Below are 24,460 nucleotides of genomic sequence, written 5' to 3'. Positions count from 1 at the left end.
ATGGTGAATCCCCTTGCCCGGGCGTGGCACTGGCACCTCGCCAGGCCGCCGATCCTGCGGGCCGCGCACTGGCTGCTGGCGCTCGTGGTTCTCGTACCGCTCGCCGTCTGGGGCGCGTTGACCTGGTCGGACGACTCCTGCGCGGAGGGCGTGCAGAAGCGAGACGGCGACAGTGAGTGCACCGGCGTCACCGATGGCGGGTACGCCTTCATGGACGAACTGCGCCCGGTCTCGGACCGGATCAAGAAGGAGAATGACCGCATCACCGGCGGCGGCAAGCCCTACGCCACCATCGCGCTGATGATCCCGATGACCCTGGAGAAGGAGGACCGGGCCGAGCGGGCCCAGGTCCTGCGGGAGGTCCAGGGCGCCTACCTGGCGCAGTACCGGGCCAACCAGGAGGGTGAGGAGGAGCCGCCGATCCGTCTCGTCCTGGCCAACCCTGGCCGGGACATGGCCCGTTGGAAGGAGGTGGCCGACCAGCTCGGACGGATGTCGCGCTCCGGCCGGGACCGGCTGCGCGCGGTCTTCGGCTTCAACCTCAGCGTCACCCGCACCGAGCAGACCATCGACTACCTCACCAACACCAAGGGCATCGCGGTGGTCGGCGGCCCGATCACCGCGGACGACCTGGCCAACGACAAGCGGCGGCCCAGGCGGTACCCGGGACTGGCCAAGATCGTCCCCTCCAACCGGGACCAGGCGCGGGCCCTGGCCAACCATCTGGACGTCAAACCGGCGCAGACGTTCCTGGTGGAGGACAACCACGAGGACGACCTGTACGCCAGGTCGCTGCGCGCCGCCTTCCGCGCGCAGACCAAGGGGACGCCTTACGCCCCCGAGGAATACAACTCCTCCACGGCCACCGCCAACGACTTCGTCCAGATGGTCAACAACCTCTGCGACTCCAAGGCGACCACGGTCTACTTCTCCGGCCGCCCGCGCGCCCTGACCCAACTGGTGCACGCCCTGGGCAAACGGGGCTGCGCCGACCGCCCCTTCCGGGTGGTCACCGTCTCCGGAGCCTCCACCCTCGCCCTCGACCCGAGCATGAACTGGGACGCCTTCACCTACGGCGCGGGGCTGACCGTGGAGTACGCCACGATCACCCACGAGGACGCCTGGACCACCAACAACCCGCCCGCGACCGGCGGTTCGGCGGCCGACGCCACCGCGCTGGCCGAGCTGGTCCGCGACAAGGACAAGCGGTCCGCCGTCGGCGACATCGGCCCCACCGGCCTGGCCGACGGCCGCACCGTCACCACCCACGACTCCGCACTCACCGCGATCGCCGGAATCCGCAACCGCACGGTCGTCAAGGACCGCATACCGCCGCTGGAGTCCATCGCCGCCTCCTGGCCGCGCCTGCACGGCCGCGAACTCGTCCGCGGCGCCGCGGGCTGGATCTGCCTGAACAGCTACGGCACCCCATACAACAAGGCAGTCGCCATCGTGAAGCTGTCCCCCGACCCCGCCCGCCACATCCAGTTCGAGAAGCTGGCCTGGCCCGAGCGGACCCCGCCCACCAAGCAGTGCACGGCCCCGCCGGGCTGAACGGCCCGGCGGGGCAAGGGGTTTCGGCCGCGCGTGACAGGCCGCGCCTGCGTACTACGCGGCCGCCGCCATCGCCCCGCTCGCCCGCAGGCGCGGGAACGCCGGGGCCGCCGCCAGGAAGGCGAGGGTGACCAGGACGAACGGCCAGGTGAAGGCGTGGCCGCCGGAGGGGCCGGCCAGGGCGGTGAGGGCCGGGGTGAGTACGGTCGCGGCGACCGCGCCGAGCGCCGCGTAGGCGACGCCCCAGGGCGTCACCGGGAGGAAGACCCCGCACAGGGCCATCGCGGTCAGTACGCCGTTGTAGCCCATGGTGCCCGTGGTGATCTGGTCGGCGGGGGCGCCCAGGGCCCAGGCCGTGAGCAGGCCGACGGCGCTGCCCAGGCAGGCGGCGGCCGCGGCGCGGCGGCAGCCCGCGAGGATGCCGACGAGGAAGATCAGGCCGACGTACCACTGCGGCATGAAGAAGATCTCGGCGAAGTTGGTGAAGAAGCCGTGCCAGAGGCCGGAGAAGCCGGGGGCGGCCGTCCCGTCGGCCGGGACGGGGAGCGCCGCCGGGGCCGCGGCGTGGTGCCAGGCCCGGGGAAAGCCGGGGGCGGCCAGCGTCAGCGCGCCGGCCGTCACGCAGAACGGGAGGGTGAGCGTGGGCAGCCCCCAGGTGGCGAGCCCGCGGGCGGCCGCCGCGGTGACGACGGTGACCAGCGCGCTGCCGCCGAGGGCCAGCAGTGCGGTGGAGAGCCGGTCGGCGCCGAGGAGGACGGCGCATCCGACGGCGACCAGGCAGGCGTTGAACCCCTCCAGCCCCGCCGCGACCCGCGCCCGCTCCACGCCGAGCAGGCGGGCGGTGGCCGTGCCCGCGGCGGTGCCCAGGAGCCCGTACAGCCCGTACTCCCAGCCCGCCGCGAACAGTGCGACGCAGAAGAGCGCGCCGGTGAGGGCGCTCGGCAGGAAGTCCACCTGGGCCTGGCCGCGCAGCACCTGGAGCACGAACTCCCATGGCCCCGCGGCCTTCCCCGGCGGCGGTGCCAAGCGGCCCGGCCGTGGGAACCTGCTGAACTGCCGTGCCAGGGCAGGGATGGGCTGTCGCACACTGCCTCCCGCGTCACACCGGTGCGTCCCGCCCGCGACGGGCAATTGCACTCTACATCTATCCCGGCGGGTGGGGCGGTACGAGCTGCGGATGGCGCAGCGCCAGCCCGTCCACCAGCGCCCGCAGCCCCGTCTCGAAGGCGCCCTCGTCCACCTGCTGTTGGTGCTCCACCAGGAGGTGGGCCCGGCCCAGGTGGGGATAGTCGGCCGGGTCGTAGGCGGTCGGGTCGGCCACGAAGCCGCGGGCGAAGGAGGCGAGCGCGGAACCCGCGACGAAGTAGCGCACCATCGCGCAGATCCGGGTCGCCTGCGCGGGGGGCCAGCCCGCCTCGACCATCGCGCCGAACGCGGTGTCCGCCATCTTCAGCGCGGCCGGGCGGCGGCCGGGCCCCTGCGCGAGGAACGGCACGATGTGCGGGTGTGCGGCGAGCGCCGCGCGGTAGGAGCGGGCCCAGTCCAGCAGTCCCGTGCGCCAGTCCCCGCCCGGCTGGAAAACCGATACGTCGACCTTGGCGATGACCGTGTCGGCGACCGCGTCCAGGATCTCGTCCTTGGTCGTGAAGTGGTTGTACAACGACGGGCCGCTGACGCCGAGTTCGGCGGCGAGCCGGCGGGTGGATACCGCCGCCAGACCCTCCGCGTCGATGAGCGCCAGTGCGGTGGCGACGATGCGCTCGCGGCTCAGGAGGGGCTTGCGGGGTCGGGCCATGCCGCACATAGTAGAGCCTGCCGCCGGAAAACTAGCGGTGGTAGTTAAGGCGTTCTCCCGACCCGGCAAGGCGCCCCGCCGGCCACAGGCAAGGCACCCTCCCGGCCGTTCCCGTGCCCGACCGGTCACGGTCCGCCCACTCCCACCAGAGGCCCTGATGAACCTGGAGCTCAGCGAGGAGCAGGCCGCAGTGCGGCGGCTCGCCAAGGACTTCGTCGACCGCGAGATCATCCCGCACGCCGCCGCCTGGGACCGCGCCGAGCAGGTCGACCGCGCCATCGTGAAGCGGCTCGGCGGCCTGGGCCTGCTGGGGATGACCGTCCCCGAGGAGTACGGCGGCTCCGGCGGCGACCACCTCTCCTACGTCCTGGCCACCGAGGAACTGGGCCGCGGCGACTCCTCCGTACGCGGCATCGTGTCCGTATCGCTGGGCCTGGTCGCCAAGACCATCGCCGTCTGGGGCGAGGAGGAGCACAAGCGGCGCTGGCTGCCCGGGCTCACCTCCGGCGAGGCCGTCGGCTGCTTCGGACTCACCGAGCCCGGCACCGGCTCCGACGCGGGCAGCCTCGCCACCCGGGCCGTACGCGACGGCGGCGACTACGTCCTCAACGGCACCAAGATGTTCATTACCAACGGCACCTGGGCCGATGTGGTGCTGCTCTTCGCGCGCACCGGCGACCGCCCCGGCCCCAAGGGGGTCAGCGCCTTCCTCGTCCCCACCGACACCCCCGGCCTGGAACGCCGGGTGATCCACGGCAAGTTGGGGCTGCGCGGGCAGGCCACCGCCGAGCTGGTCCTCACCGACGCCAGGGTGCCCGCCGCCGCGATGATGGCGCCCGAGGGCAAGGGGTTCGCGGTCGCGATGTCCGCTCTGGCCAAGGGGCGGATGTCGGTGGCGGCCGGCTGTGTGGGCCTGGCGCAGGCCGCACTGGACGCGGCCATCGGCTACGCAGGCGAGCGCGAGCAGTTCGGCAAGCCGATCGCCCGCCACCAACTGGTCCAGGAGCTGATCAGTGACATCGCCGTGGACGTGGACGCCGCGCGGCTGCTGACCTGGCGGGTCGCCGATCTCATCGAGCGCGGCCTGCCGTTCGCGACCGAGGCGTCCAAGGCCAAGCTCTTCGCCTCCGAGGCCGCGGTACGCGCCGCGAGCAACGCCCTCCAGGTCTTCGGCGGCTACGGCTACATCGACGAGTACCCGGTCGGCAAGCTGCTGCGGGACGCCCGTGTGATGACCCTGTACGAGGGCACCAGCCAGATACAGAAACTGGTCATCGGGCGCGCGCTGACCGGGGTTTCCGCCTTCTGAACCGCCGCCGTCCCCAGCGGCGCCCGGCCGTGCTCTAAGCGCTTGCTCACCCTCGCGGTATCGTGTTCGGTCCGCCGCCGGAAGGCCCGCGGCGGACCACAGGATCGGGGTGCGCGATGGGCGCGGAGGCGGAGCAGGAACCGGGGCACGGCCCCCAGGACGCGCAGTGGGCCGATGTGGCCCCGGACGCGGCCCGGCGACTGGTCACCGCCGCCGTCCAGGCCTTCGCCGAGCGCGGCTACCACGCCACCACCACCCGCGACATCGCGGGCCGGGCCGGGATGAGCCCGGCCGCGCTCTACATCCACTACAAGACCAAGGAAGAGCTGCTCTACCGCATCAGCGGCCTCGGTCACGAAAAGGCGCTGCGCATCATGGGGGAGGCCGCGGCCGCCCCGGGGAGCGCCGCCGAGCGCCTGGAGGGCGCCGTACGCACCTTCGCGCGCTGGCACGCCGAGCACCACACCACGGCCCGGGTCATCCAGTACGAGCTGCAGGCGCTGGGCGAGGAGCACTACGCCGAGGTCGCCGGGCTGCGGCGGCGCACCGACCGGCTGCTGCGCGGGATCATCCAGGACGGCGCGGACGCGGGCGAGTTCACGGTCGACGATGTGCCGGGCACCACCTTGGCGGTGCTCTCGCTGTGTGTGGACGTCGCCCGCTGGTTCACCGCGGACGGTCCGCGTACGCCCGATGATGTCGGTGCCCTTTATGCCGATCTCGTACTGCGCATGGTCGGCGCGGAAAAGCGGTAAAGGTCAGAGATGCTGGCCATTAAACGCCCTTGACGGTATCCGGGTCCGGGTGGACGTTAATCGCCATCGTCCGCCCGGGCGTCGATCGCGCAGATCGAATGGAGGAAACCGTTATGGCCGGTTCCACATCAGGGCACGGCGAAGTCCAGTTCGAAGAAGCCAAACTGGAGGAATCGCAGATCAAGTTTGTCGGCGACCGCCAGCCCGCCGGCTTCGGACCGCAGGACCTGCAGGGGTTCGGGTACACCTACCGGCACAACTGGGGCGCGCGCAACGGGTGGTGGGTCCTCAATCTCACCTCGAACACCTTCAACGCCAACACCCGCGCTTTCGTGAGCATCAGCGAAGGGCCGACGGGCAGCGGTGGAAAGTTCGTCGGTAACGCACGCTATTCCGTCTACAACATCGCATCCGACAACGGTCTGGTGGCCATTCGCGTCTTCATCGACTGGCCCAACCCCATAGGTCTGGTTGCCGATTACTTCTTCGTGCAGCCGTGAAAGCGTCGCCGGGGTGGCCGGACGCGCCCCGGCGCATTCACGTCCCGCGTACGGAAATCGGCGCGCGGGGAGGCCCGCGCGGCCCTCACAGGTAGAAGCGGCTGAGGGTCCGCGCGACGCACACCGGCTTCTGGCCGCCCTCGCGCTCGACCGTCACCGCGGTCGCCAGCTGCACCCCGCCCGGCACCTCGGTCACCTCCTCGATGCGGGCCAGCGCCCGCAGCCGCGAGCCGACCGGCACGGTGGCGGGGAAACGTACCTTGTCCAGGCCGTAATTGATGCCCATCTGCACGCCCTCGACGCGCATCAGCTGCGGGACGAGCGTGGGCAGCAGCGACAGCGTCAGATAGCCGTGGGCGATGGTGGAGCCGAACGGGCCGGCCGCCGCGCGCTCGGGGTCCACATGGATCCACTGGTGATCCCCCGTCGCGTCCGCGAACAGATCGATCCGCTTCTGGTCGACCTCCAGCCACGGGGTGGGCCCGAGTTCCTCACCGACCGCGGCCCGCAGTTCGTCGAGCGAGCCGAACACCTTGGGTTCCGCCATGTCCCTGTGCCTCCTCGGGCTTCGACCGCGCGGGGTTGCCGCGCCCTGACGCACGCCGGCTAAGCGCTTGCTCAGGATGCGCAGCGGGTGAGCCGCTGTCAACGCCCGCCCGGCCGGAAGGCGCAGGCACCCGGCACGGACGGCGCAGGCACCCGGCCGGAAGGCGGTGGCACCCGGCCGGGTAAACAACAGCCCACCTCCGGTTAGGGTTGCCGATGTGCCTCAGCTTCCCTACAAGTGTCATGAACTCACGGTCGGCCAGCTCTCCGCGCGGAGCGGCGCCGCGGTCTCCGCGCTGCACTTCTACGAGTCCAAGGGGCTGATCAGCAGCACCCGGACGGCGGGCAACCAGCGCCGCTACACCCGCGACGCCCTGCGCAGGGTCGCGTTCGTACGGGCCGCACAGCGGGTCGGCATCCCGCTCGCGGTGATCCGGGACGCGCTGGCCGAACTCCCCGACGAGCGCACCCCCAACCGCGAGGACTGGGCCCAGCTCTCCGAGGTCTGGCGCGGCGAGCTGGAGGAGCGCATCAAGCAGCTCGTCGAACTGCGCGACCGCCTCGCGGACTGCATCGGCTGCGGCTGCCTCTCCCTGTCCAAGTGCGCCCTCTCCAACCCCTACGACGAACTGGGCGAACAGGGCCCGGGCGCCCAGATGCTGCGGGTGGACCGCAAGCCCAAGGACGCCGCCCGCTCCACCGCCAGGAACGGCACCCGCAAGCCGAAGGCCGCCGCGCCCACCGCGGCCGACACCGACTCCTGCGCCCCGCTCTGCTCCGAGAACTGACCCGGCGGCCATCGGTTCCGGTCACCGGCCGACGGGTTCCGGGGCTGTCGGCGCGGGCGAGGGCCCTCACCACACGGAGGGCTTGCGATCCGCCCAGGGGCGGGCCTGTTCCAGCTGGGCCGCCAGGGCGATCAGGGTGGGTTCCGCGCCGTAGCGGCCGCCGAGCATGACGCCGATGGGCAGGTTCTGCGCGTTCCAGTGGAGCGGTACGTTGACCGCGGGCTGGCCGGTGGCGTTGTAGAGGGCGGTGAAGGGGGTGTAGTCGCCGATGGCACGGAACTCCGCTTGGGGGTCGTGGTCGTCGCGCGGCGCACCCAGGGGGAGGGGCGGGCCGGAGACGGTCGGCGTCAGGAGGATGTCGTAGCCGGTGCCGGGCGCCATGAGGCCGTCGGCGACGGTCTGGGCGAGCATCCGGAAGGCGTACAGCGAGGCGGCGTACTCCGTCGCCCGCACCTCGGCGCCGCGCTCGCGCAGATAGCGGGTGAGCGGCATCAACTGCTCCTCGCCGCCCGGTGGGACGGGGCGGTTCGCGGCCATCACGGACCAGACGCGGGTGAAGTCGTAGCGCGGCTGCTCGTCGGTGGGCAGCGACAACTCCTCGACCTGATGGCCCAGTTCGGCCAGGAGGGCGGCGGTCTCGGTGACCGCGGCACGGCAGTCGGGGTGGACCTCGGCCCCGGCGAAGGGGGCGGCGGTCAGGAAGCCGACACGCAGGCGGCCGGGGGCGCGCCGGGCGTGGTCGGCGAAGGTCTCCCCGGGCGGCAGCGCGGGGGCGGCGTACGGGTCGCCGGGCATCGGCCCGGACAGGACGTCCAGCAGCGCGGCGCCGTCGACGACGGTGCGCGAGAGCGGGCCGGAGGTGCTCAGTCCCGTGACGTCGTGCAGCAGCGGGCCCGAGCTGATCCGGCCGCGGCTGGGCTTGATGCCGAACAGGCCGCAGGCGGCGGCCGGTATGCGGATCGAGCCACCGCCGTCGCTGGCGTGCGCGACCGGCGCCAGCCCGCCGGCCACCGCGGCCGCCGCCCCGCCGCTGGAGCCGCCCGCCGAACGCTGAAGGTCCCAGGGGGTACGGGCGGGCGGCGCGAGGCGGTTCTCGGTGTAGCAGGTCAGGCCGAACTCGGGGGTGTTGGTCTTGCCGAGGTGGATCGTGCCGCCCTCGCGCAGCTTGGTGACCACATGGTCGTCCAGGGTGGGGACGTAGTCCGCCAGCGCCTGCGAACCCATCGTGCAGCGCACGCCCGCGACCTGGAAGAGGTCCTTGACCGGCACCGGTACGCCGTGCAGCGGCGGCAGCGGGCGGCCCTCGCGGCGGGCGGCGACGGCCTCGCTCTCGGCGTCGGCCGCCTGCTTGCGGGCCATTTCGGGGGTACGGGTCAAGAACGCGCCCAGGGTGCTGTCCAGTTGCTCGCCGCGCAGCAGGTAGTGCTCGGTGAGCTCGACGGGCGAAATGGCGCCGGTCCGGATTGCCTCGGCCTGTTCCAGCGCCGTCAGATCGTGCAGCTCCGGCATGGGGGTCCGCCCTTCGTGGTCGTGGCCGACCGGGTGGTCAGCCCATGAACAGTTGTTTCAGCTTCAGGGCGAGTTCGTAAAGACCGTAGGCGAAGGGTGCACCGACCCAGCACCAGACGAAGACGAGCAGGAGAGAGCGCCGGGTCGTCACGGGGTCGCTTCCTTGGGGGTGGGGGTGGCGGCGGTGGTGGGCCGGGGGCCGGGCGGTGCGGCGCCCTCGGCGGGCGGCTCGTGGTGGCGGGGGTGTACGGGCCGTACCAGCTCATTGGCGACGAAGCCGACGGCCAGCAGGCCGATCATGATGAAGAACGAGGTGGTGTAGAGGTCGGGTCCGGTGCGGCCGGTGGATTCACGGGCGTCGGCGATGGCGTTGACGATCAGCGGCCCCAGGACGCCCGCCGTGGACCAGGCCGTCAGCAGCCTGCCGTGGATCGCGCCCACTTGGTACGTGCCGAACAGGTCCTTCAAGTAGGCCGGAATCGTGGCGAAGCCGCCGCCGTAGAAAGACAGGATCACCGCCGCGCACACGATGAACAGCGGCTTGGAGGAGTCGCCCAGCAGCGCGATCAGCAGATACATCAGGGCGCCCACGCCCAGGTAGAGGCGGTAGATGTGCTTGCGGCCGACCAGGTCGGAGGTGGAGGACCACACGATCCGGCCGAGCATGTTGGCCAGCGAGAGCAGACCGACGAAGCCCGCGGCCGCCGACGCGCTCACCGGCACCGCGGTGCGCGCGAAGAAGTCCGAGATCATCGGCGCGGCCTTCTCCAGGATGCCGATGCCCGCCGTGACATTCATGCACAGGATGACCCACAGGCACCAGAACTGCGGGGTGCGCAGGGCGCTGCGGGCCGAGACCTGGGCGGTGGTGACCATACGGCGGGCCGCGGCCGAGGCGGCGGCCGGACGCCCGCCCGGCGGCTGCCAGCCCTCGGGCGGTACGCGCACCAGCAGCACCCCGAGCGTCATGAACACCGCGTACACCACGCCCATCAGCAGGAAGGTCCGCGCGATGCCGCCGGTGTCCGGGCCGAAGAGGTCCAGCAGCCCGGTCGACCACGGGGAGGCGATCAGCGCGCCGCCGCCGAAGCCCATGATGGCGATGCCGGTGGCCATGCCGGGGCGGTCCGGGAACCACTTGATGAGGGTGGAGACGGGGGAGATGTAGCCGATGCCCAACCCGATGCCGCCGATGAAGCCGTAGCCCACCACCACGAGCCAGTACTGGCCGGTGGCCGCACCCAGGGAGGAGATCAGGAAGCCGCTGGAGAAGCACACGGCCGAGACGAACATGGCCCAGCGCGGCCCGTTGCGCTCCACGAGGGTGCCGCCGAAGGCCGCGGACAACCCCAGCATCACGATGGCCAGTTGGAAGGGCAGCGCGGACTGGGTGCCGCTCAGGCCGAGCGAGGACTCCAGGGGCGGCTTGAAGACGCTCCAGGCGTACGCCTGCCCGATGGCGAGGTGGATGGCGAGGGCCGCGGGCGGGACGAGCCAACGGCTCCAGCCCGGCGGGGCGACGGTACGGGATCGGGCGAGCGCGCGCATGCCGCGGAACGTACCTGCTTCACGCACCCGCCGAAAGCCCGGCGTCACCCGGCCGCGCGCCTCCCGTCGCCCGAACGGCCCCTGGCCCGGCCGCCGGTGCCCGGGCCATCTCCCGTGCGGCGGCGACCAGTTCGGCGTTGGAGGCGGCCGGGGTGCCGTCCGGCAGCAGGAGGGTGTCCTCGATGCCGGTACGCGTCGCCAGGCCCCGTTCCAGCGCCAGGCGCAGCACGGGCCAGGCCCCGCCGTCCTCGCCGTGCAGCAGCACCGGACGGCCGCGGACGGCAGACCCGCCCGGCGCGCCCACCCCTTCGGCTCCGCCCGCCGCTCCGGCCCCCTTAGTGTCTCCTCGCTCCGTCCGCTCCGCCCGTTCCGTGAGCCCCGTCAGCTCCGCCAGCAGCGCCGCCGCCGTACCGCGCGCCGAGCCGGCATCCGTGTCCATGACCTCGGCCAGCACCCGCAGCACCCGCGGCCCCAGCGGCGAGGCGGCGAAGAGCCGAGCGCCGTTCGTCCCCGACCAGATGCCGGCCTCCACCCCGATGCCGCGCTCCAGCAGGGCGGCCGCCACCGCCTCCGCGCCCGGCTCGTGCCAGTTCACCGAGGCGTGGTCGGGCAGGAGCGTCCAGGACCGGATCCGCTCCACCCTGCGCGCCGGGTCCGGCTCGGCCCACGCGCCCGTGGTCACCCCGACCGGCACGTTCACCACGGCCCGTATCGCCTCCAGTACGGGTGTGAGCACCCGCTCCGAGAGGGAGTCGTCCCCGCACGGCGTCTTGGGGTGCACATGGATATCCCGGGCCCCGGCCGCGACCGCCTTCCCCGCGGCTTCGGCCAGCGCGCCCGGTGACATCGGGACGGCCGGTGAATCGGCTGTGCTCCGGGGGCCGTTGAGGCACACCTGGATGAAGGGACCAAGGTCCGGGCCCTGGCTCGTGCGCATCGGCTGGATCATGTCTCGATGATGACAGCGAGGTCTGACAATGCCCCCCGAGTGCCGCACGCGGCTCTCTCCGCGTACCCGCCCGGTGCCGGCGCGGCCCGTCGGCGGCTCAGGCCGCCGCGAACTGCCGCTGCGGCCCCGCCCGCCGGGCCTGGTCCAGCGCCTCGGACGTCAGCACGGACACCGGCGCCACGATCCCGCAGTCCGCGCACACCGGCCCGGACATCGGGTAGCGCTCCAGATCGGTACGCCACACCAGGCGCGCCCCGCCGCACACCGGGCAGCCCCTGCGCGCACGGCCCGACTCCATCGCCTCGATCATCCTGCGCAGCACCACCGCCAGCCGCGCCGAGGGGTGCCGCAGCGGCGACTCGCACGGCACGATGTCGCAGCCGCCCCAGGTCCTGCGGTGCCAGTCGTCCAGCGCGCTGGGCTGGCGGATGCCGTCGTGCTTCTCACGCCTGCGCCGGGCCGCGAACTCCTTCTCGTACGCGAGCCAGACGGCGCGGGCCTCCTCCAGTTCCTCCAGTGCGGCCACCAGCCGCTCCGGGTCGGCCTCGCGGTCCTGGGTCCCGATGCCCGCCCGGGTGCACAGATGGTGCCAGGTCGCGCGGTGCCCGTAGGGGGCGAAGCGCTCCAGGCACTTGCGCAGTGCCGTCCGCCGCTGGGCCGCGACGAGACGTGGATTGCGCACTTGTTGCGCGAGAGCTCTGAAACCGGCCATTTCATCCCACCTCCGTGGGGAGGACTCGACTGGACATGGAATGGACGTAGCGGACTGCCGCATGGATCCATCGAACTTGTTTGCGGGTGATCCGTAGGTCCTCTCTTACGCCTCCTGCCCCGGTTCCGGGGTCGTGCACAGGCCATTCACGGGCCGTTCACGGGGCCGTGCGACGGACCCTCCGCCGGGTCGTCCGTAGGCCGTCTGTGGGGATTTCACGAAGGTGACGGTTGTTCATCTTCCGGCCTCGATTAACCGCCGGTAACCTCCAGCGCACCCGTCACCCGAGGAGCAGCAATGCGACGACGTACCGGAAGGCTCAGAGCTGCCGCCGTGGCAGGGCTCTTCGCCTTGGGTGCCACGCTCTTGGCACCGCTCCCGCTCGCGACCGCCACACCAGTGACCGCAGGACCGGCGAGCGGCGCACCCGCCGCCGCCGACCCCGCCGCCCCGGACTTCTGCAAGGGCCGGTGCGCCGACATCCTGCCGCCGGGCGCCAACGGCAACGCGACCCTGGTGGAGATCCTCGCCCACAAGGCCCTCGGCACCCGCCCCGGGCACGCCTCCGACCAACTCGCCCCGTACAACGCCCTGGTGGGCGGCTACCAGTCGCTCACCGACGAGAAGCTGGCCGACTTCTTCAACGACGCCTCCTTCGGGGTCCCCGACGGCCAGGTCGGCAAGGTCTCCACGCCGCGCGCGGACGTGACGATCACCCGCGACAAGAAGACCGGCGTGCCGCACATCAAGGGCACCACCCGCTACGGCACCGAGTTCGGGGCCGGATACGCCGCGGGCCAGGACCGGCTGTGGCTCATGGACCTCTTCCGCCACATCGGCCGCGGCGAGCTGACGCCCTTCGCGGGCGGCGCGGCCGCCAACCAGGGGCTGGAGCAGACGTTCTGGCCGCAGGCCCCGTACACCGAGAAGGACCTCCAGGACCAGGTCGACCGGATCAGACAGAGCAACGGCGAGCGCGGCGAGCAGGCCATGGCGGACGCGCAGGCCTACGTCGACGGCATCAACGCCTACCGCGAACAGTCCAAGAACGGGCGCTACTTCCCCGGCGAGTACGTGCTGACCGGCCACGTCGACGCGGTCACCAACGCCGGCGAGATCGCCCCCTTCAAGCTCACCGACCTGATCGCGCTGGCCTCGGTGGTCGGCGGCCTGTTCGGCAACGGCGGGGGAGGGGAGGTCACCAACGCCCTGTCGCTGCTGGCGGCCCAGGACAAATACGGCGTGGCCAAGGGCACCGAGGTCTGGGAGTCCTTCCGCCAGCGCAACGACCCCGAGGCCGTGAAGACCCTGCACGACGGCAGCAGCTTCCCGTACGCCGTCAAGCCGGAGCACGCCAAGGGCACCGCGCTGCCCGACCGCGGCTCGGTCACCCCCGAGCCCCTGGTCTTCGACCGCACCGGCGCCGCCGCCTCCCAGGGCAGGACCCCCGAGCGGACCCCGGTCAAGGCACCCGCCAAGCTCAAGAAGCTGGCAGGGCTCTTCAAGGACGGGGTGCTGCCCGAGGACAGCCTCAACCCGTCCCAGCGCCGCGGCATGTCCAACGCCCTGCTCGTCTCCGGCCAGCACACCGCCAGTGGAAACCCCGTCGCCGTCTTCGGCCCGCAGACCGGGTACTTCGCGCCGCAGCTGCTGATGCTCCAGGAGATCCAGGGCCCCGGCATCAGCGCGCGCGGCGCCTCCTTCGCGGGCGTCGGCATGTACGTCCAGCTCGGCCGCGGCCAGGACTACGCCTGGAGCGCCACCTCCGCGGGCCAGGACATCACCGACACCTACGCCGTCGAGCTGTGCAACGCGGACGGCTCCGCGCCCACCAAGGACTCCACCTCCTACCGCTACCGCGGTGCCTGTGTGCCCATGGAGAAGCTGGAGCGCACCAACGCCTGGAAGCCCTCCGTCGCCGACCCCACGGCCGCCGGCTCGTACCGGATGCAGGTCTTCCGCACCAAGTACGGCACCGTCACCCACCGCGCCACCGTCGGCGGCAAGCCCGTCGCCTACACCGCCCAGCGCACCACCTACCGGCACGAGGCCGACTCCATCATCGGTTTCCAGATGATGAACGACCCCTCGTACGTGCGCGACGCCAAGAGCTTCCAGAGCGCGGCCCAGCACATCGGCTACGCCTTCAACTGGTTCTACGCCGACTCCCGCGACACCGCGTACTACAACAGCGGCCTCAACCCGGTCCGCAACCCCGAGGTGGACCCCTCGCTGCCCGTCCGGGCCGAGAAGGCGTACGAGTGGAAGGACTACGACCCGGCGGGCAACACCGCCGCCTACACCCCGCCCGCCCAGCACCCGCAGTCCGTCAACCAGGACTACTACATCTCCTGGAACAACAAACAGGCCACCGACTACGACTCGGCCGGCTTCGGCAACGGCTCGGTGCACCGCGCCAACCTGCTGGACGGCCGGGTGCGCGAGCTGGTCAAGAGCGGCGGGGTGACCCGGGCCGCGCTGACCCGGGCGATGGCCGAGGCCGCGGTGACCGATCTGCGCGGCGAGGACGTCCTGCCCGAACTGCTCAGGGTGCTGCGCAGCAAGCCGGTCACCGACCCCCAAATGCACAGCGTCGTCGAGAAGTTGGAGGCCTGGCGCAAGGACGGGGCGCAGCGCCGCGAGAGCACGCCCGGATCGCGCGCCTACGCCCACTCCGACGCCGTACGGATCATGGACGCCTGGTGGCCGCTGATGGTGGAGGGCACCTTCAAGCCGGGGCTCGGCGACGGTCTGTACGACGCGCTGCGCGCCAATCTGGCCATCGACGAGGCTCCCTCGGCGGGCCACGGGCCCACCGGCGGACACGCCGGTTCCGCCTTCCAGTACGGGTGGTGGAACTACGTCGACAAGGACCTGCGCTCGCTGCTCGGCGACAAGGTCAACGGCCCGCTCGCGCGCCCCTACTGCGGCAACGGCGACCTGGCGGCCTGCCGCGACACCCTGCTCACCACCCTGAAGCAGGCGGCGGGAAAGACGGCCGAGCAGGTCTACCCGGGCGACGCGAGCTGCAAGGCGGGCGACCAGTGGTGCGCGGACGCGATCGTCCACCGGGCGGTGGGCGGCATCACGCACGACACCATCAGCTGGCAGAACCGGCCCACCTATCAGCAGGTCGTCGAATTCCCTGCGCATCGTTAGGAGTCGGCGGGACGAGGAGCGTACGGGACGCACGAGGTGGCCGGTCAGGGCCTGTACGGTCACGGTCCGGTGATTACGCGCCGGCCACCCGCCCGGCGGTGAGCACGACACGCGCCAGCTGGTCATGGCAGATGTCGCTGTGCGCACCGGCGGGCGGTGGCCCGTTGCGGACCACCGACGAGGCGTCGATGCTCACGCACCTGCCGGGCTTCACCGCCGCGCCCAGGTCCCCGTCCAGCCCCATCCGGTGCGCGCCGTCCACCGCCTGGATGCCGTCGTACCCGATCGCGCCCCAGCGGTCGAACAGGCCCAGGAAGCTGGTGGCGTCCCCGGCCAGCTTGGACGCCAGCGGGTACATCACCCGCAGCGCCGTGTCATGGCGCGAGAAGCAGCACACCACCGGGCCGTCCACCAGCCGCGGCACCCCGTGCAGCGCACCGCTGCGCCGGGTGTCGGCGAACGGCAGCCGCTCCGCGAACGCGTAGTGCGAGAAGGCGGCCTGCAGCAGCGTCAGGGACTTCACGCCGCGCACCCCCTGCGGCATGCCGTGCAGCGCGTACGACATCAGGCGCGCGCCGAAACTGTGCCCCACCAGATGCAGCCGGGCGTCCGGCACCTCGCGGGCCAGCTGCCCGATCACCGGGCCCAGGCCCCGCTCGCCCACCACACCGGCCCGCCGCTTCATGGCGTAGTAACTGGCCTGCCGCAGCAGCTCCTTGGCGCCGTTCCACAGCCGTCCCGGTACGCCGCCGAGCAGTTGCTGCTGCGGCGAACAGCTCTCCAGCGCCGCCGCGAACACCTCGCACACCTCGGCCGGGTCGTCGGTGAGCATCGCGGGCGCGCCGGGCCCGGTGTCGTCGGCCAGCTGCGCCGCCGGGCTGCTCTCCCGTACGGAGACCAGGTCCCGTACCAGCCGCGCGAACTCGTCGAAGCGGGAGCGCCCTTCGGGCTGTTCCTGGAGCAGCTGGCCCAGCCGCTCGATCGTCAGCTCCCGGCCCCGGAAGACGGTCGCCAGCGACTGGCGCGTCGGCGCGTCCAGCAGCGCCTGGCTGCCGGCCGGGCCCATCGCGGTGTGCGGGAAGTCGGGGATCGGCTCGTCGGTGAAGCGCATCGCGGGCCAGTGGATCCCGGCGTACCCCAGGCGCACGTCGGGGCCCACCGTGCCGGGGAAGGGGGCCAGGAACCGCCCGTAGAGCCGGTTGGCCATCGAGCGGTCGTTGTTCCAGCCGTGCGCGACGATCACCAGGTCCGTGATGCGCAGCCGCGCGGCCTCCGCCACCAGGCGGTCGCGCTGTCTGCGGTCCACATCGCCCTCGGCGTCGAAGGTCAGCTCCCAATACGGCCTCACGCCGATGTCTGTCGTGGCGGTCATGGCAGTCCCCCTGGGTCGTGCTGTGTCGCTCTGGGTTGTGCAGCGCATCGTCCTGCGGGGGCGGGGAGGTGGCCATACGTCGCGCACGGCCACTTGGTGCGGGCCGGAGCGCGGGCCGGAGCGCAGGTGGGGGCGCGGGCGCGGGCGCCCTTGGGTGGACACGGCGCGATGAGGGGCGGGAGTGGCGCGGCGGCCGGTGGGCACGGCGCGGCGGCCGGTTGCGGACCCCCGCCCCGGAACCGGCCGCCGCACCCCGCGGTCAGGACGCGGCTTCACGCTGCCTGCTCACGAGGCCTGCCTGCTTACGAGGCCTGCCTGCGCACGAAGCCTGGCTGCTTACGAGGCCTGCCTGCGCTGCCTGGCGAAGCGGCTGTTCGCGGGCAGCCAGCACAGCACGATCGCGGCGACGGCGGCGAGCAGCGCCACCAGGCTCAGCGCGGCGACGGAAGTGGGTTCGTAATCTCCCAGTACGAGGAAATGCGGGAACAGTGCCAGCACGCCCGAAATGGTGATGAGTACACGGGCCCAGGTCGCGCCATTACGGGCACAGAGCCCGAATATCAGCAGGCAGAGAGCCGTGAAAACGGCAATTCCGGCGCGCGCCGACAGGGAGCCGTAGCACTCACTGACCATTGCCTCCCACAGCGGGCCGCCGGCCAGCGACTTGAGGTCCGCGGCGGAGGTGGCGCCGGACAGTCCGATGACATCGGGGTGCTCCTGGATGACGTCCTTGATGTTCTGCTCGGCCAGCTCGTTGCCGCCGGTGAACACGATGATCGCGCCGATGACGGCGGTCAGTGCCGACACTCGACCATTCCATGGGGACCGCGAACGCATCCACCATTTTCCGGAAGAAATCCCCAGATGATTCCGGCTGTTCTGCGGATCAGTTTCCGGATGTGCACTATGCTGCGAGGCCGTAAAAACAGGGGGAGTTGGAAAGCGAGAAGGAGCGAGAACGCGGTATGGCCTTACAGGGTCCGCTGGAGTTCCCCTCGGCGCTGTTGGACACCACCATGGACCAGCTGCGTACGCTCCTCGCGGTGCGCGAGGAGGGCACGGCACTGGGCGCCGCGCGCCGACTGGGGCGCGAACAGTCCAGCGTCCAGAAGCAGTTGGACACCATGAACCGCACCTTCGGCTCGCTGTGCGGCGAGACGCTGGTCCTCAAACAGGGGCGCGGAAAGGACGTGCTGTTCACGGCGACCGGCGAGGCGCTGGTCGACCTGGCGCGGCGCACGCTGGGGGAGTGGTCCATGGGCGTGCAGGACGCCCGGCGCCGCCTCGGCCGTACGCTCTCGGTCGGCTCCACCCGCTACACGCTGGGCTTTCTCCTGGACGCCGTGGAGCGCCTCAGCGATACCTACGAGCGCCACCGCGTCGACCTGAAGGTCACCCATGTCCGCACCGCCGACCTCTTCGCCAAACTGCGCGGCAAGGAACTCGACCTGGTCTGCGGAAGCGTGGTGGTCACGACGGGCCGGGAGGCGGAACTGGACCCGTACGAGGTCATGGAGTGGCGCCGCAGCGGCCTCTCCCTCCTCACCAACCTCCCGCCCGACCGCCTCCCCGGCCCCTCGGTACGCGCCGGCGACCTCCCCGAACTCCCCCTGGTCATCTCGGCGGGCGGCCTCATCCCCCGCTTCCTGACCGCCTGGTACGGCTCCGGCTACCGCGAACGCCTCTCGATAGCCGCCGAGATAGAAGCCGCCCACTACGGTTTCGAACTCCTGCGCTCAGGAGTGGTGAGCGGCGCGATGCTGGTGACCCAGGGCATCGGCGAGGCGGCGGAGGACGGCCGCCTCCCCGAGGCCGGCGGCCTGCGCACCCTGGAGATCGTCGGCGACGTCGGGCCCCGCACCGAGGTCCTGGTCGGCGTCTTCACCCGGCGCGGCGACCGCGCCTCGTACGGCCTCAACCACCCCATCAACCTCCTGTGGCACGAACTGTCCCAGGACAACGAGCGCTGGTGGCTGAGGACGTGAGGGCACGAGCCTTCTTCTCTCAGGCCAGCTCCCGCTCGCGCGTCTCCGGAAGCGCGAGCACACAAGCCGGCGACACCACCGCCATCGCGCTCACATACCACCCCACCGACGCCGCCCCGAACGCCGACCGCAGCCGGATGGCCACCAACGGCGCCACCGCGCCGCCCAGCGCCATCAGCACCGGCTGCTCGCTGTCCAGCAATAGTCGTCCAGCAGTAGTCCCGAAGGCCGGAGGAGACAAAGGCCGGAGCGCGTGGCCGGCGCAGCACGCGGCCCCGGCCGCTCAGGCGAGGGGCGCGGTGTTCGGCAGCCCGGACGCCGGGGGTGCGGGCGCCTCGTTGGCTGCCACCGCCCCGTGCTCAGAGCACAGGTACGTGCAGCGGCGCAGACGCCTGCTGCCCGGGGGCACATCGGCGCACACCAGGGCTTGATGCATGACCTGCGCGCCCCACTCTGGCGCGTGCCCGCCTGGTGCACCGGTCCGGAGATCTCCTGCGCACCGTGGCCATCACGGCAGGCTCCGGGCGCTGGTGCAGGAGAGGATTCTTCCGACGTCCGGCTGGCGAGCGTCTCGCAGCACCGACGGCCGCCGGAGGGCGCGTGCTGTCCTCCGGTACGGGCGCCCCGTTTCTGTTCCGCTGCCCGCTTGGGCCGTTCAGGAGCCGGGCGGACGGCTTTTCCGGTTGTCGCCGGGGCGGGGGAAGGGACCGGCGTCGGCGGGCCCGAAAATGATGTGGAGGGCCAGGTCGGTCAGTTTCTGCCGGTGCGAACGGGCATGCCGCCGCATCCGGTCGAAGGCGTCCTCCGGGCCGATACGCAGGCGTTCGGCGAGGATGCCCTTGGCCTGTTCGATGAGGATGCGGCTGCCGAGTGCTTCCTCCAGCCGGGAGACGTGCCGGTGCAGGTCGTTCAGGGTCTGCTGGTGGGCCAGTCCGAGGGCGGCGGCGTCCGCCAGGGCCTGGCAGGCGCGGATGCCGGCCGGGCCGACGCTGCGGTGCTGGTGGAAGAGATTGAGGGCGCCGAAGGTCTGCTCGCGGCGGCGGAGGGGCAGAGCGGTGATCGCGGTGAAGCCCTCGGCCAGCGCGCAGGGGGTGAAGTGCGGCCAGCGGGCACGGCAGTGCGGATGCGGCAGCGGGAGGTCGGCGAGGAGTCTGCCGCTGCGGCAGGCATCCCCGCACGGACCTTCCCCGTACTCGACCTCAAGGCGTTCAAGCCGGTCGGCGGCTGCGTCGGAGGCGATCACCGCCTGGCCCCGCTCGCCGGCGTCCAGGAGGACGCCGCTGGCTTCGATGCCGGGCAGCCGCAGGCTGTGGTCGGTCAGCCGCCGCAGGAGACCGACGGTGTCGCCGTCGTGGGCTTCGGTGTCGGCGAGGCCGAGCAGCGCCCGGGCCAGCGAGGTCTCGGATAGGGGGTCGGGGTCGGGCATGCGGACTCGCCTCTTCGGCACGGCCGTTCGGCCGCCGTCGCGGTCTTCCTGACCCTTGCGGGTACCCCGGATCCGGCCACCCAAGACCGCCCGGTGACGCGAATGCCAGCGCGGGGCGCCCCGGCGCGCGCCCCGCGCTGTCGTACGGGAACGCCGGCCCCCACACACGAGGCGGGGCTCCGTTCCGGGACCTGGCAGCTGGCCGCCCGGCCCGCATCTCCCCACCCCCGAGGTGCGTCACCGCTCCTGGACGGCCGGAGGTCTGCGGCATGCGGCGAACCGTGGCTGCGGCCCGCCCTTCCCGGCCTGCCCTGCCCAGGGCTCTCCCGCGCGCCCTGGGCCTGCCGGGAAGGGCGGATGCGCGCAAGGCAGGAGGGGGAGCCCCGCCCCGGCGCCCGGCCGCCGCCGGATGCCGGTTCTGCTGCCGCCGGCCGCCACCTCTGTGCCGGCAACACCGCCCGGCATCCGCAGCCAGGACCTGAGGGCGTCATCGTCCGCCCAGGCCCCGGCCCTGTCCAGCCTCGCCGGACCACACACGGTCACAGACCGGGTTCCCCCACACCTTTGTCCCCGCTCATCCAGATATCCCCTATCCCCGGCGACTGGCCGGTCAGGACGGCGGGATGTGGCCTGTCCCTGGGGCGGGGAAGAGACGTTCATGCAGTCCGGTACGGTCCAGGGCGCTGCGGACCGGCGGGCTTTCGGCAGTGAACGTGAGCCCGCCGCCGGCGGCTTGGAGAGCGCTGTGGACGCCGAGCAGGGTGTAGAGGCTGGCGTTGTCGCACGATGTGACCGAGGACAGCTCCAGGTCCAGGTGACACCTGCGGTCGGCCATCACCTCAACGACGGCGTCACACAGCGCCCGGACGGTCTCGGCATCCAGATCTCCACGCAGACGCAGCACCACATGGCTCTCGCCCGCAGCGGGCACCACCTCGACCGCCAGCCGGGACTGCTGTGACTCACGCGCACTGTCGTTGCACACAAGGCAAGTTGTCGCGCAACACCTGCGTGAGGTCAAGCAACCGGCCCGCGCGCGGCACCGCCACGTCACCTTTGCCTCCACCGGGCCGTCGCGGTATCGCGGTGGAGGCCGCGCCGCACCGTCCACTGAAATCAACACGGTGTCCGCCTTCCCCCGCCAGGGGCGTGGCGCCGCGACGGCGGATCGGCATGGAGGGCGGCGCGCAGAGCGAAGAGGTCGTGCAGGTCGGCGCGGCGCGCGAAGGCGCGGACCAGGGCGTTGAGGGCGGCGTCATCGCCTTTGCGGACGCAGGCGACGATACGGGCGATGAGGGCGCGGGGGGCCTCTGCAGGATCGTTGCGGCTCGCATTCACGCCGCCGACCGTAGCCCGACAGTGCGTGACGGGGGCCGGAGTTGCCGGGGGTCTTCACCCTTTGTCCGTAACTCTACGAAAGAGCGTTCCACCTGGCCAGGTGCAGGGTGACCCTCCAATAGGCCACCATGGCCGGCCCTTTGGCGACCATGTCGGTCACATCCAGGCGTCACAGCGGTCAGTTCTGATCCGATGCGCACAGCCGCCACCGCGGACGGGAACGGCTGGTAGGAAATGGTTGATCGCGCCATGCCCGCAGGAAGAGGAGGGGCGGATGCGCGCTGCCTCATCCACTGGGTGGCTCGGGCTCACCAGCGCTCTCGGCCTGACCGTCGCCACCGTCGACATCACCCTGGGCAGCGGCACCAGCCTCACCGGCCTGCTGCTCGTCTGCCCACTGCTGGCCACCGTCCAACTCGACGGCCGCTCGACCGCCGCCGTATCCGCCGGCACTGTCCTGCTGGCCCTAGCCGTCAGCACCTGGGAGCACACGCTGACCCACGGCGACGTGCTGATCCGCCTGCTGACACTGATCGCCGCATCCCTCTACGCAACCTGGGCAGCGCACCAGCACGCCCGCCTCGACCAGCAGCTGGGCGATGTCGCGGCCGTGGCCCAGCGCGCCATCCTGCAGCCGGCCTCCTTCCGGACCGGCCCAATCGCGGTGTGCGCCCGCTACCGCTCGGCCGCGCCCCAGGCGGTCATCGGCGGCGACCTATACGCCTTCACCCGCACCCCCACCGGACTGCGGCTGTTGATCGGGGACGTACGGGGCAAGGGCCTGGCTGCGGTACGCCTGTCCGCCGCCGCCATCGGCCACTTCCGCGACGCCGCCTACACCCAGCCCCACCTGCCCGCCATCGTGCGCGAGCTGGACCGTCGCCTGACCGATGACCTGGAAACGGAGGACTTCATCACCGCCCTGGCTGCCGAGATCACCCCGGGCTCCGTACGGCTGGCCAACTGCGGCCACCACCCGCCCCTGCACCTGCCCGCCACCGGCAGGCCCGCCCTGCTGGCCCCGCCCCAACCCACCACCCCGCTCGGCCTGCACCCGGACCCGCAGGTGCACGAGGTGGCCCTGGCACCCGGAGACCGGCTGCTGTTCTACACCGACGGCCTGACCGAAGCCCGCAACCCGGACGGCGACATGCCCGACCTCACCCGCATCGCCACCCTGTGCACCGGGCCGAGCCTGGATGAATCCCTCGAAGCGGTCCTGGCGGCCCCTGGCCCGCCACCGTCGCCACACCGCCGTCGACGACGTCGCCCTCATCCTGATCGAACCCGAACCACGCGTACCGCCCCAGGGAACACCCCCTGGCAGCACAACCCGGCAGCACACCGCCCAGGCAGCCACCGATTCAGGACACTGAACCAACGCCTTGGCCGCAGGCGTCGGGATCGTCACCGTGCTCGGCGTCAGAGGAAGCAGGCCCCCGCCACCGCAGGTGGTCACTCACCGACAAAGTGACGCGCCGTCGGGGGCTGGTCCGCACGGCATAGTGCCGTCAGGCTGTCCGGGCGGCGGATCGAGTACGTGTCCGCAGCATCGCGGATCTGCGCGGCCCTGGACGAGCCGCTGACCGCGTTCCGCACCCGCTCCCTGGATCATGTGGGCTTCCCCTACGACTACCTGGACGCGTCCTACTGCACAGCGCGGGTGAACCACCAGATCGTCTCGCGGGCTGTCGTGGTCGCCACCGGCATCACCGAGGACGGCAACCGCAAGGTCCTCGGCCTGATGGTCGGTGACAGTGAGAGCGAGACGTTCTGGAAGGAATTCCTGTGCTGCCTGCGTGAACGCGGCCTGTCCGGCGTCCGCCTCGTCGCCACCGACCAGCACTCCGGCCTGGTCGCCGCAGTCCGCAAGGCCATGCTCGGCGCCGCCTGGCAACGGTGCAGGGTGCATCTCCTGCGCAACGTCTTCAACGTGATCGACCGGGACCCCGGCGAGACGGCCGCCGCGACGATCCGCACCATCTTCACCCAGCACACCGCAGACCTCGTGCGTACCCAACTCGACACCGTCGCCGACACGCTCGGCACCCAGTTTCCCAAGGTCAAAGCCATGCTGCTGGAGGCGAAGGAGGACCTGACCGCGTTCGCGGACTTCCCCACCCCGGTCTTCCCCTACGACGACGCCCTGTTGCGGATGGTCACCGCCGTGCTCTTCGAGATGCACGACGAATGGATCGCCTGCCTCCGCCGCTACCTCCCGAAGTCAGCATGGACACCCTGTACCCCGAACTCACCGAACTCCCCGAAAACGCCCCCTCATTACCCAACACCCCGAAAGCGACCGCTAGTTGATCCCGAACACCACTGCGAGGGACACGATCGGCTCAAACGGCCGGGCGGCAGCCCCCTTCTGGTGAGGGGGGCCGCCGCCCGGGATTTTCGAACGCTACTCCCTACTTCTTCTTGGGGGGCTCGTACCGCTGGTTGAAGAGCGTCACGACGGGGTTGTGGACGTGGTTTCCGGTGATGTGGTACGGGCCGAAGGTCCGCTTGGCGGGCAGCTTGTAGCCGCCCGGTACGGACCGCTCGTACAGGTAGTACCAGCCGGTGTCCTTGACCGTGAAGACGATCCGTCCGCTGCCGTTGGTCGCGCGCCCGGGGCCGATCTTGGTGTCCCAGGGCTGCAGGCCGGGAAGGCCGTTGCTCTCGCGCCACAGCTCGAAGACGGCACCCATCAGCGGCCTGCCGGTCTTCGCGTCCCGCTTCAGGACGGTGATCGTGGCCGGCGGCTGGCCGTGCCACGGGTTGTCGTCGTGCACGGGGATGCCGGAGAACTCGCCCTCGCCGTCGACCCGGGTCTGGTCCGCGTGCAGCTCACCGGGCCGCAGGCCGGTCAGCAGGGCGGTGCAGGTGAAGCTGTCACCCACGCGGAACCGGGACTTGGGCTTGCTCTTCGGGCCCGAGGGGAAGGTGTTCTCCCACCGCACCGACTTGCCCGCAGGATCGAAGCTGCTGGTGCCGTCGGGCCAGAAGCAGCGCAGGTTGGTGACCTTCGCGTTGCCCCGGGTGACCTTGTCCGACTGCCGGACCTTGGTCAGCGGCTCGGTGCCGTTGTTGGTGCTCTTGATGGTGAGGACCTGCGGCCGGGTGTCCGGCAGCTTGACCTTGCTCTTCACGGTGTCGGCCGCCGAGTTGGTGGCCTTGTCCCGCTTGTCCGTCACGATCTTCGGCTTGTGCGGGGGTACACCGTTCCA

Annotated in this window: 23 protein-coding genes and 1 pseudogene; 9 read left to right on the top strand and 15 right to left on the bottom strand. The window is 71.6% G+C overall.

From position 1 onward, the window contains the following. Entirely contained in the window at window positions 1-1,554 is a 1,554-nt protein-coding gene (locus AC4IJH_RS20900) for an ABC transporter substrate-binding protein (protein WP_490853312.1), read from the top strand. A 54-nt stretch (window positions 1,555-1,608) separates the two neighbouring features. Here AC4IJH_RS20900 and AC4IJH_RS20895 read toward each other — a convergent pair whose 3' ends face one another. Both AC4IJH_RS20895 and AC4IJH_RS20890 read right to left on the bottom strand, forming a co-directional pair. Then, complete coding sequence (locus tag AC4IJH_RS20895; protein ID WP_490853311.1) at window positions 1,609-2,580, bottom strand: urea transporter; 972 nt, start codon at window positions 2,578-2,580, stop codon at window positions 1,609-1,611. A gap of 118 nt (window positions 2,581-2,698) precedes the next feature. Beyond that, a complete protein-coding gene (locus AC4IJH_RS20890) occupies window positions 2,699-3,349 on the bottom strand; it encodes a TetR/AcrR family transcriptional regulator (RefSeq protein ID WP_490853310.1) in 651 nt (216 codons plus the stop codon). A gap of 157 nt (window positions 3,350-3,506) precedes the next feature. Between AC4IJH_RS20890 and AC4IJH_RS20885 the strand changes: the two genes are divergently transcribed. The 3 genes from AC4IJH_RS20885 to AC4IJH_RS20875 all read left to right on the top strand — a co-directional run bounded on the left by AC4IJH_RS20885 (window position 3,507) and on the right by AC4IJH_RS20875 (window position 5,913). Then, window positions 3,507-4,658 (top strand): acyl-CoA dehydrogenase family protein, encoded by a 1,152-nt coding sequence (locus AC4IJH_RS20885; RefSeq protein ID WP_490853309.1) that lies wholly within the window; start codon window positions 3,507-3,509, stop codon window positions 4,656-4,658. Between the two features lie 116 nt (window positions 4,659-4,774). Continuing rightward, window positions 4,775-5,413, top strand: a complete 639-nt coding sequence (locus AC4IJH_RS20880) for a TetR/AcrR family transcriptional regulator (protein ID WP_490853308.1) — start codon at window positions 4,775-4,777, stop codon at window positions 5,411-5,413. A 113-nt stretch (window positions 5,414-5,526) separates the two neighbouring features. Further along, entirely contained in the window at window positions 5,527-5,913 is a 387-nt protein-coding gene (locus AC4IJH_RS20875) for a hypothetical protein (protein WP_490853307.1), read from the top strand. Window positions 5,914-5,998: 85 nt separating this feature from the next. Here the strand turns inward: AC4IJH_RS20875 and AC4IJH_RS20870 are convergent, their stop codons facing one another. Further along, window positions 5,999-6,460, bottom strand: a complete 462-nt coding sequence (locus tag AC4IJH_RS20870; protein ID WP_490853306.1) for a MaoC family dehydratase — start codon at window positions 6,458-6,460, stop codon at window positions 5,999-6,001. A 217-nt stretch (window positions 6,461-6,677) separates the two neighbouring features. Here AC4IJH_RS20870 and soxR point away from each other — a divergent pair, with 217 nt between their 5' ends. Continuing rightward, on the top strand, window positions 6,678-7,247 hold the full coding sequence (gene soxR / locus AC4IJH_RS20865) for a redox-sensitive transcriptional activator SoxR (RefSeq protein ID WP_490853305.1): 570 nt from the start codon (window positions 6,678-6,680) through the stop codon (window positions 7,245-7,247). Window positions 7,248-7,313: 66 nt separating this feature from the next. Here soxR and AC4IJH_RS20860 read toward each other — a convergent pair whose 3' ends face one another. The 5 genes from AC4IJH_RS20860 to AC4IJH_RS20840 all read right to left on the bottom strand — a co-directional run bounded on the left by AC4IJH_RS20860 (window position 7,314) and on the right by AC4IJH_RS20840 (window position 11,965). After that, a complete protein-coding gene (locus AC4IJH_RS20860; protein ID WP_490853304.1) occupies window positions 7,314-8,756 on the bottom strand; it encodes an amidase in 1,443 nt (480 codons plus the stop codon). 37 nt (window positions 8,757-8,793) lie between these two features. Then, a complete protein-coding gene (locus AC4IJH_RS20855) occupies window positions 8,794-8,907 on the bottom strand; it encodes an MFS transporter small subunit (protein WP_490853303.1) in 114 nt (37 codons plus the stop codon). Beyond that, entirely contained in the window at window positions 8,904-10,304 is a 1,401-nt protein-coding gene (locus AC4IJH_RS20850) for an L-lactate MFS transporter (protein ID WP_490853302.1), read from the bottom strand. Before AC4IJH_RS20850 ends, AC4IJH_RS20855 begins: the two co-directional genes overlap by 4 nt. Before the next feature lie 19 nt (window positions 10,305-10,323). Continuing rightward, on the bottom strand, window positions 10,324-11,241 hold the full coding sequence (locus AC4IJH_RS20845) for a 3-keto-5-aminohexanoate cleavage protein (RefSeq protein WP_490853356.1): 918 nt from the start codon (window positions 11,239-11,241) through the stop codon (window positions 10,324-10,326). 109 nt (window positions 11,242-11,350) lie between these two features. Continuing rightward, window positions 11,351-11,965, bottom strand: coding sequence for a hypothetical protein (locus tag AC4IJH_RS20840; protein WP_490853301.1), 615 nt, complete (start codon window positions 11,963-11,965; stop codon window positions 11,351-11,353). A 297-nt stretch (window positions 11,966-12,262) separates the two neighbouring features. Between AC4IJH_RS20840 and AC4IJH_RS20835 the strand changes: the two genes are divergently transcribed. Continuing rightward, on the top strand, window positions 12,263-15,124 hold the full coding sequence (locus AC4IJH_RS20835) for a penicillin acylase family protein (protein WP_490853300.1): 2,862 nt from the start codon (window positions 12,263-12,265) through the stop codon (window positions 15,122-15,124). Between the two features lie 73 nt (window positions 15,125-15,197). Here the strand turns inward: AC4IJH_RS20835 and AC4IJH_RS20830 are convergent, their stop codons facing one another. Further along, window positions 15,198-16,496 (bottom strand): serine-threonine protein kinase, encoded by a 1,299-nt coding sequence (locus AC4IJH_RS20830; RefSeq protein ID WP_490853299.1) that lies wholly within the window; start codon window positions 16,494-16,496, stop codon window positions 15,198-15,200. 336 nt (window positions 16,497-16,832) lie between these two features. Further along, on the bottom strand, window positions 16,833-17,303 hold the full coding sequence (locus AC4IJH_RS20825) for a hypothetical protein (protein WP_490853298.1): 471 nt from the start codon (window positions 17,301-17,303) through the stop codon (window positions 16,833-16,835). 158 nt (window positions 17,304-17,461) lie between these two features. On the opposite strand from AC4IJH_RS20825, the gene AC4IJH_RS20820 reads away from it, so the two are divergent. Further along, a complete protein-coding gene (locus AC4IJH_RS20820) occupies window positions 17,462-18,481 on the top strand; it encodes a LysR family transcriptional regulator (RefSeq protein ID WP_490853297.1) in 1,020 nt (339 codons plus the stop codon). Between the two features lie 19 nt (window positions 18,482-18,500). On the opposite strand, the gene AC4IJH_RS20815 is transcribed toward AC4IJH_RS20820, so the two are convergent. From AC4IJH_RS20815 to AC4IJH_RS20800, 4 genes are all read right to left on the bottom strand, one after another. Continuing rightward, on the bottom strand, window positions 18,501-18,683 hold the full coding sequence (locus AC4IJH_RS20815) for a hypothetical protein (protein ID WP_490853296.1): 183 nt from the start codon (window positions 18,681-18,683) through the stop codon (window positions 18,501-18,503). A gap of 453 nt (window positions 18,684-19,136) precedes the next feature. After that, window positions 19,137-19,907, bottom strand: a complete 771-nt coding sequence (locus tag AC4IJH_RS20810; protein WP_490853295.1) for a GAF and ANTAR domain-containing protein — start codon at window positions 19,905-19,907, stop codon at window positions 19,137-19,139. Between the two features lie 610 nt (window positions 19,908-20,517). After that, on the bottom strand, window positions 20,518-20,892 hold the full coding sequence (locus AC4IJH_RS20805; protein WP_490853294.1) for an STAS domain-containing protein: 375 nt from the start codon (window positions 20,890-20,892) through the stop codon (window positions 20,518-20,520). Window positions 20,893-21,023: 131 nt separating this feature from the next. After that, on the bottom strand, window positions 21,024-21,245 hold the full coding sequence (locus tag AC4IJH_RS20800; protein WP_490853293.1) for a hypothetical protein: 222 nt from the start codon (window positions 21,243-21,245) through the stop codon (window positions 21,024-21,026). Between the two features lie 274 nt (window positions 21,246-21,519). On the opposite strand from AC4IJH_RS20800, the gene AC4IJH_RS20795 reads away from it, so the two are divergent. Both AC4IJH_RS20795 and AC4IJH_RS20790 read left to right on the top strand, forming a co-directional pair. Continuing rightward, window positions 21,520-22,719: a PP2C family protein-serine/threonine phosphatase gene (locus AC4IJH_RS20795; RefSeq protein WP_490853292.1), complete on the top strand. Its 1,200-nt coding sequence runs from the start codon at window positions 21,520-21,522 to the stop codon at window positions 22,717-22,719. 69 nt (window positions 22,720-22,788) lie between these two features. Next, window positions 22,789-23,558, top strand: a pseudogene (locus tag AC4IJH_RS20790) (IS256 family transposase); the annotation flags it as partial. A gap of 101 nt (window positions 23,559-23,659) precedes the next feature. Here AC4IJH_RS20790 and AC4IJH_RS20785 read toward each other — a convergent pair. After that, a partial coding sequence (locus AC4IJH_RS20785; RefSeq protein ID WP_490853291.1) for an MSCRAMM family protein occupies window positions 23,660-24,460 on the bottom strand: 801 nt, incomplete at its 5' end.

Source organism: Streptomyces sp. UF-297, assembly GCF_058245575.1.
Note: the sequence above shows the minus strand (reverse complement) of the source record. Positions and strands in the feature narration are given on the sequence as shown.

What these genes read in the sequence shown, in the direction of transcription:
- AC4IJH_RS20900 (WP_490853312.1), top strand. Translation starts at nt 1, where the DNA reads ATGGTGAATCCCCTTGCCCGGGCGTGGCACTGGCACCTCGCCAGGCCG.
- AC4IJH_RS20890 (WP_490853310.1), bottom strand. Translation starts at nt 3,349, where the DNA reads ATGGCCCGACCCCGCAAGCCCCTCCTGAGCCGCGAGCGCATCGTCGCC.
- AC4IJH_RS20885 (WP_490853309.1), top strand. Translation starts at nt 3,507, where the DNA reads ATGAACCTGGAGCTCAGCGAGGAGCAGGCCGCAGTGCGGCGGCTCGCC.
- AC4IJH_RS20880 (WP_490853308.1), top strand. Translation starts at nt 4,775, where the DNA reads ATGGGCGCGGAGGCGGAGCAGGAACCGGGGCACGGCCCCCAGGACGCG.
- AC4IJH_RS20875 (WP_490853307.1), top strand. Translation starts at nt 5,527, where the DNA reads ATGGCCGGTTCCACATCAGGGCACGGCGAAGTCCAGTTCGAAGAAGCC.
- AC4IJH_RS20870 (WP_490853306.1), bottom strand. Translation starts at nt 6,460, where the DNA reads ATGGCGGAACCCAAGGTGTTCGGCTCGCTCGACGAACTGCGGGCCGCG.
- AC4IJH_RS20860 (WP_490853304.1), bottom strand. Translation starts at nt 8,756, where the DNA reads ATGCCGGAGCTGCACGATCTGACGGCGCTGGAACAGGCCGAGGCAATC.
- AC4IJH_RS20850 (WP_490853302.1), bottom strand. Translation starts at nt 10,304, where the DNA reads ATGCGCGCGCTCGCCCGATCCCGTACCGTCGCCCCGCCGGGCTGGAGC.
- AC4IJH_RS20845 (WP_490853356.1), bottom strand. Translation starts at nt 11,241, where the DNA reads ATGCGCACGAGCCAGGGCCCGGACCTTGGTCCCTTCATCCAGGTGTGC.
- AC4IJH_RS20840 (WP_490853301.1), bottom strand. Translation starts at nt 11,965, where the DNA reads ATGGCCGGTTTCAGAGCTCTCGCGCAACAAGTGCGCAATCCACGTCTC.
- AC4IJH_RS20835 (WP_490853300.1), top strand. Translation starts at nt 12,263, where the DNA reads ATGCGACGACGTACCGGAAGGCTCAGAGCTGCCGCCGTGGCAGGGCTC.
- AC4IJH_RS20830 (WP_490853299.1), bottom strand. Translation starts at nt 16,496, where the DNA reads ATGACCGCCACGACAGACATCGGCGTGAGGCCGTATTGGGAGCTGACC.
- AC4IJH_RS20820 (WP_490853297.1), top strand. Translation starts at nt 17,462, where the DNA reads ATGGCCTTACAGGGTCCGCTGGAGTTCCCCTCGGCGCTGTTGGACACC.
- AC4IJH_RS20810 (WP_490853295.1), bottom strand. Translation starts at nt 19,907, where the DNA reads ATGCCCGACCCCGACCCCCTATCCGAGACCTCGCTGGCCCGGGCGCTG.
- AC4IJH_RS20795 (WP_490853292.1), top strand. Translation starts at nt 21,520, where the DNA reads ATGCGCGCTGCCTCATCCACTGGGTGGCTCGGGCTCACCAGCGCTCTC.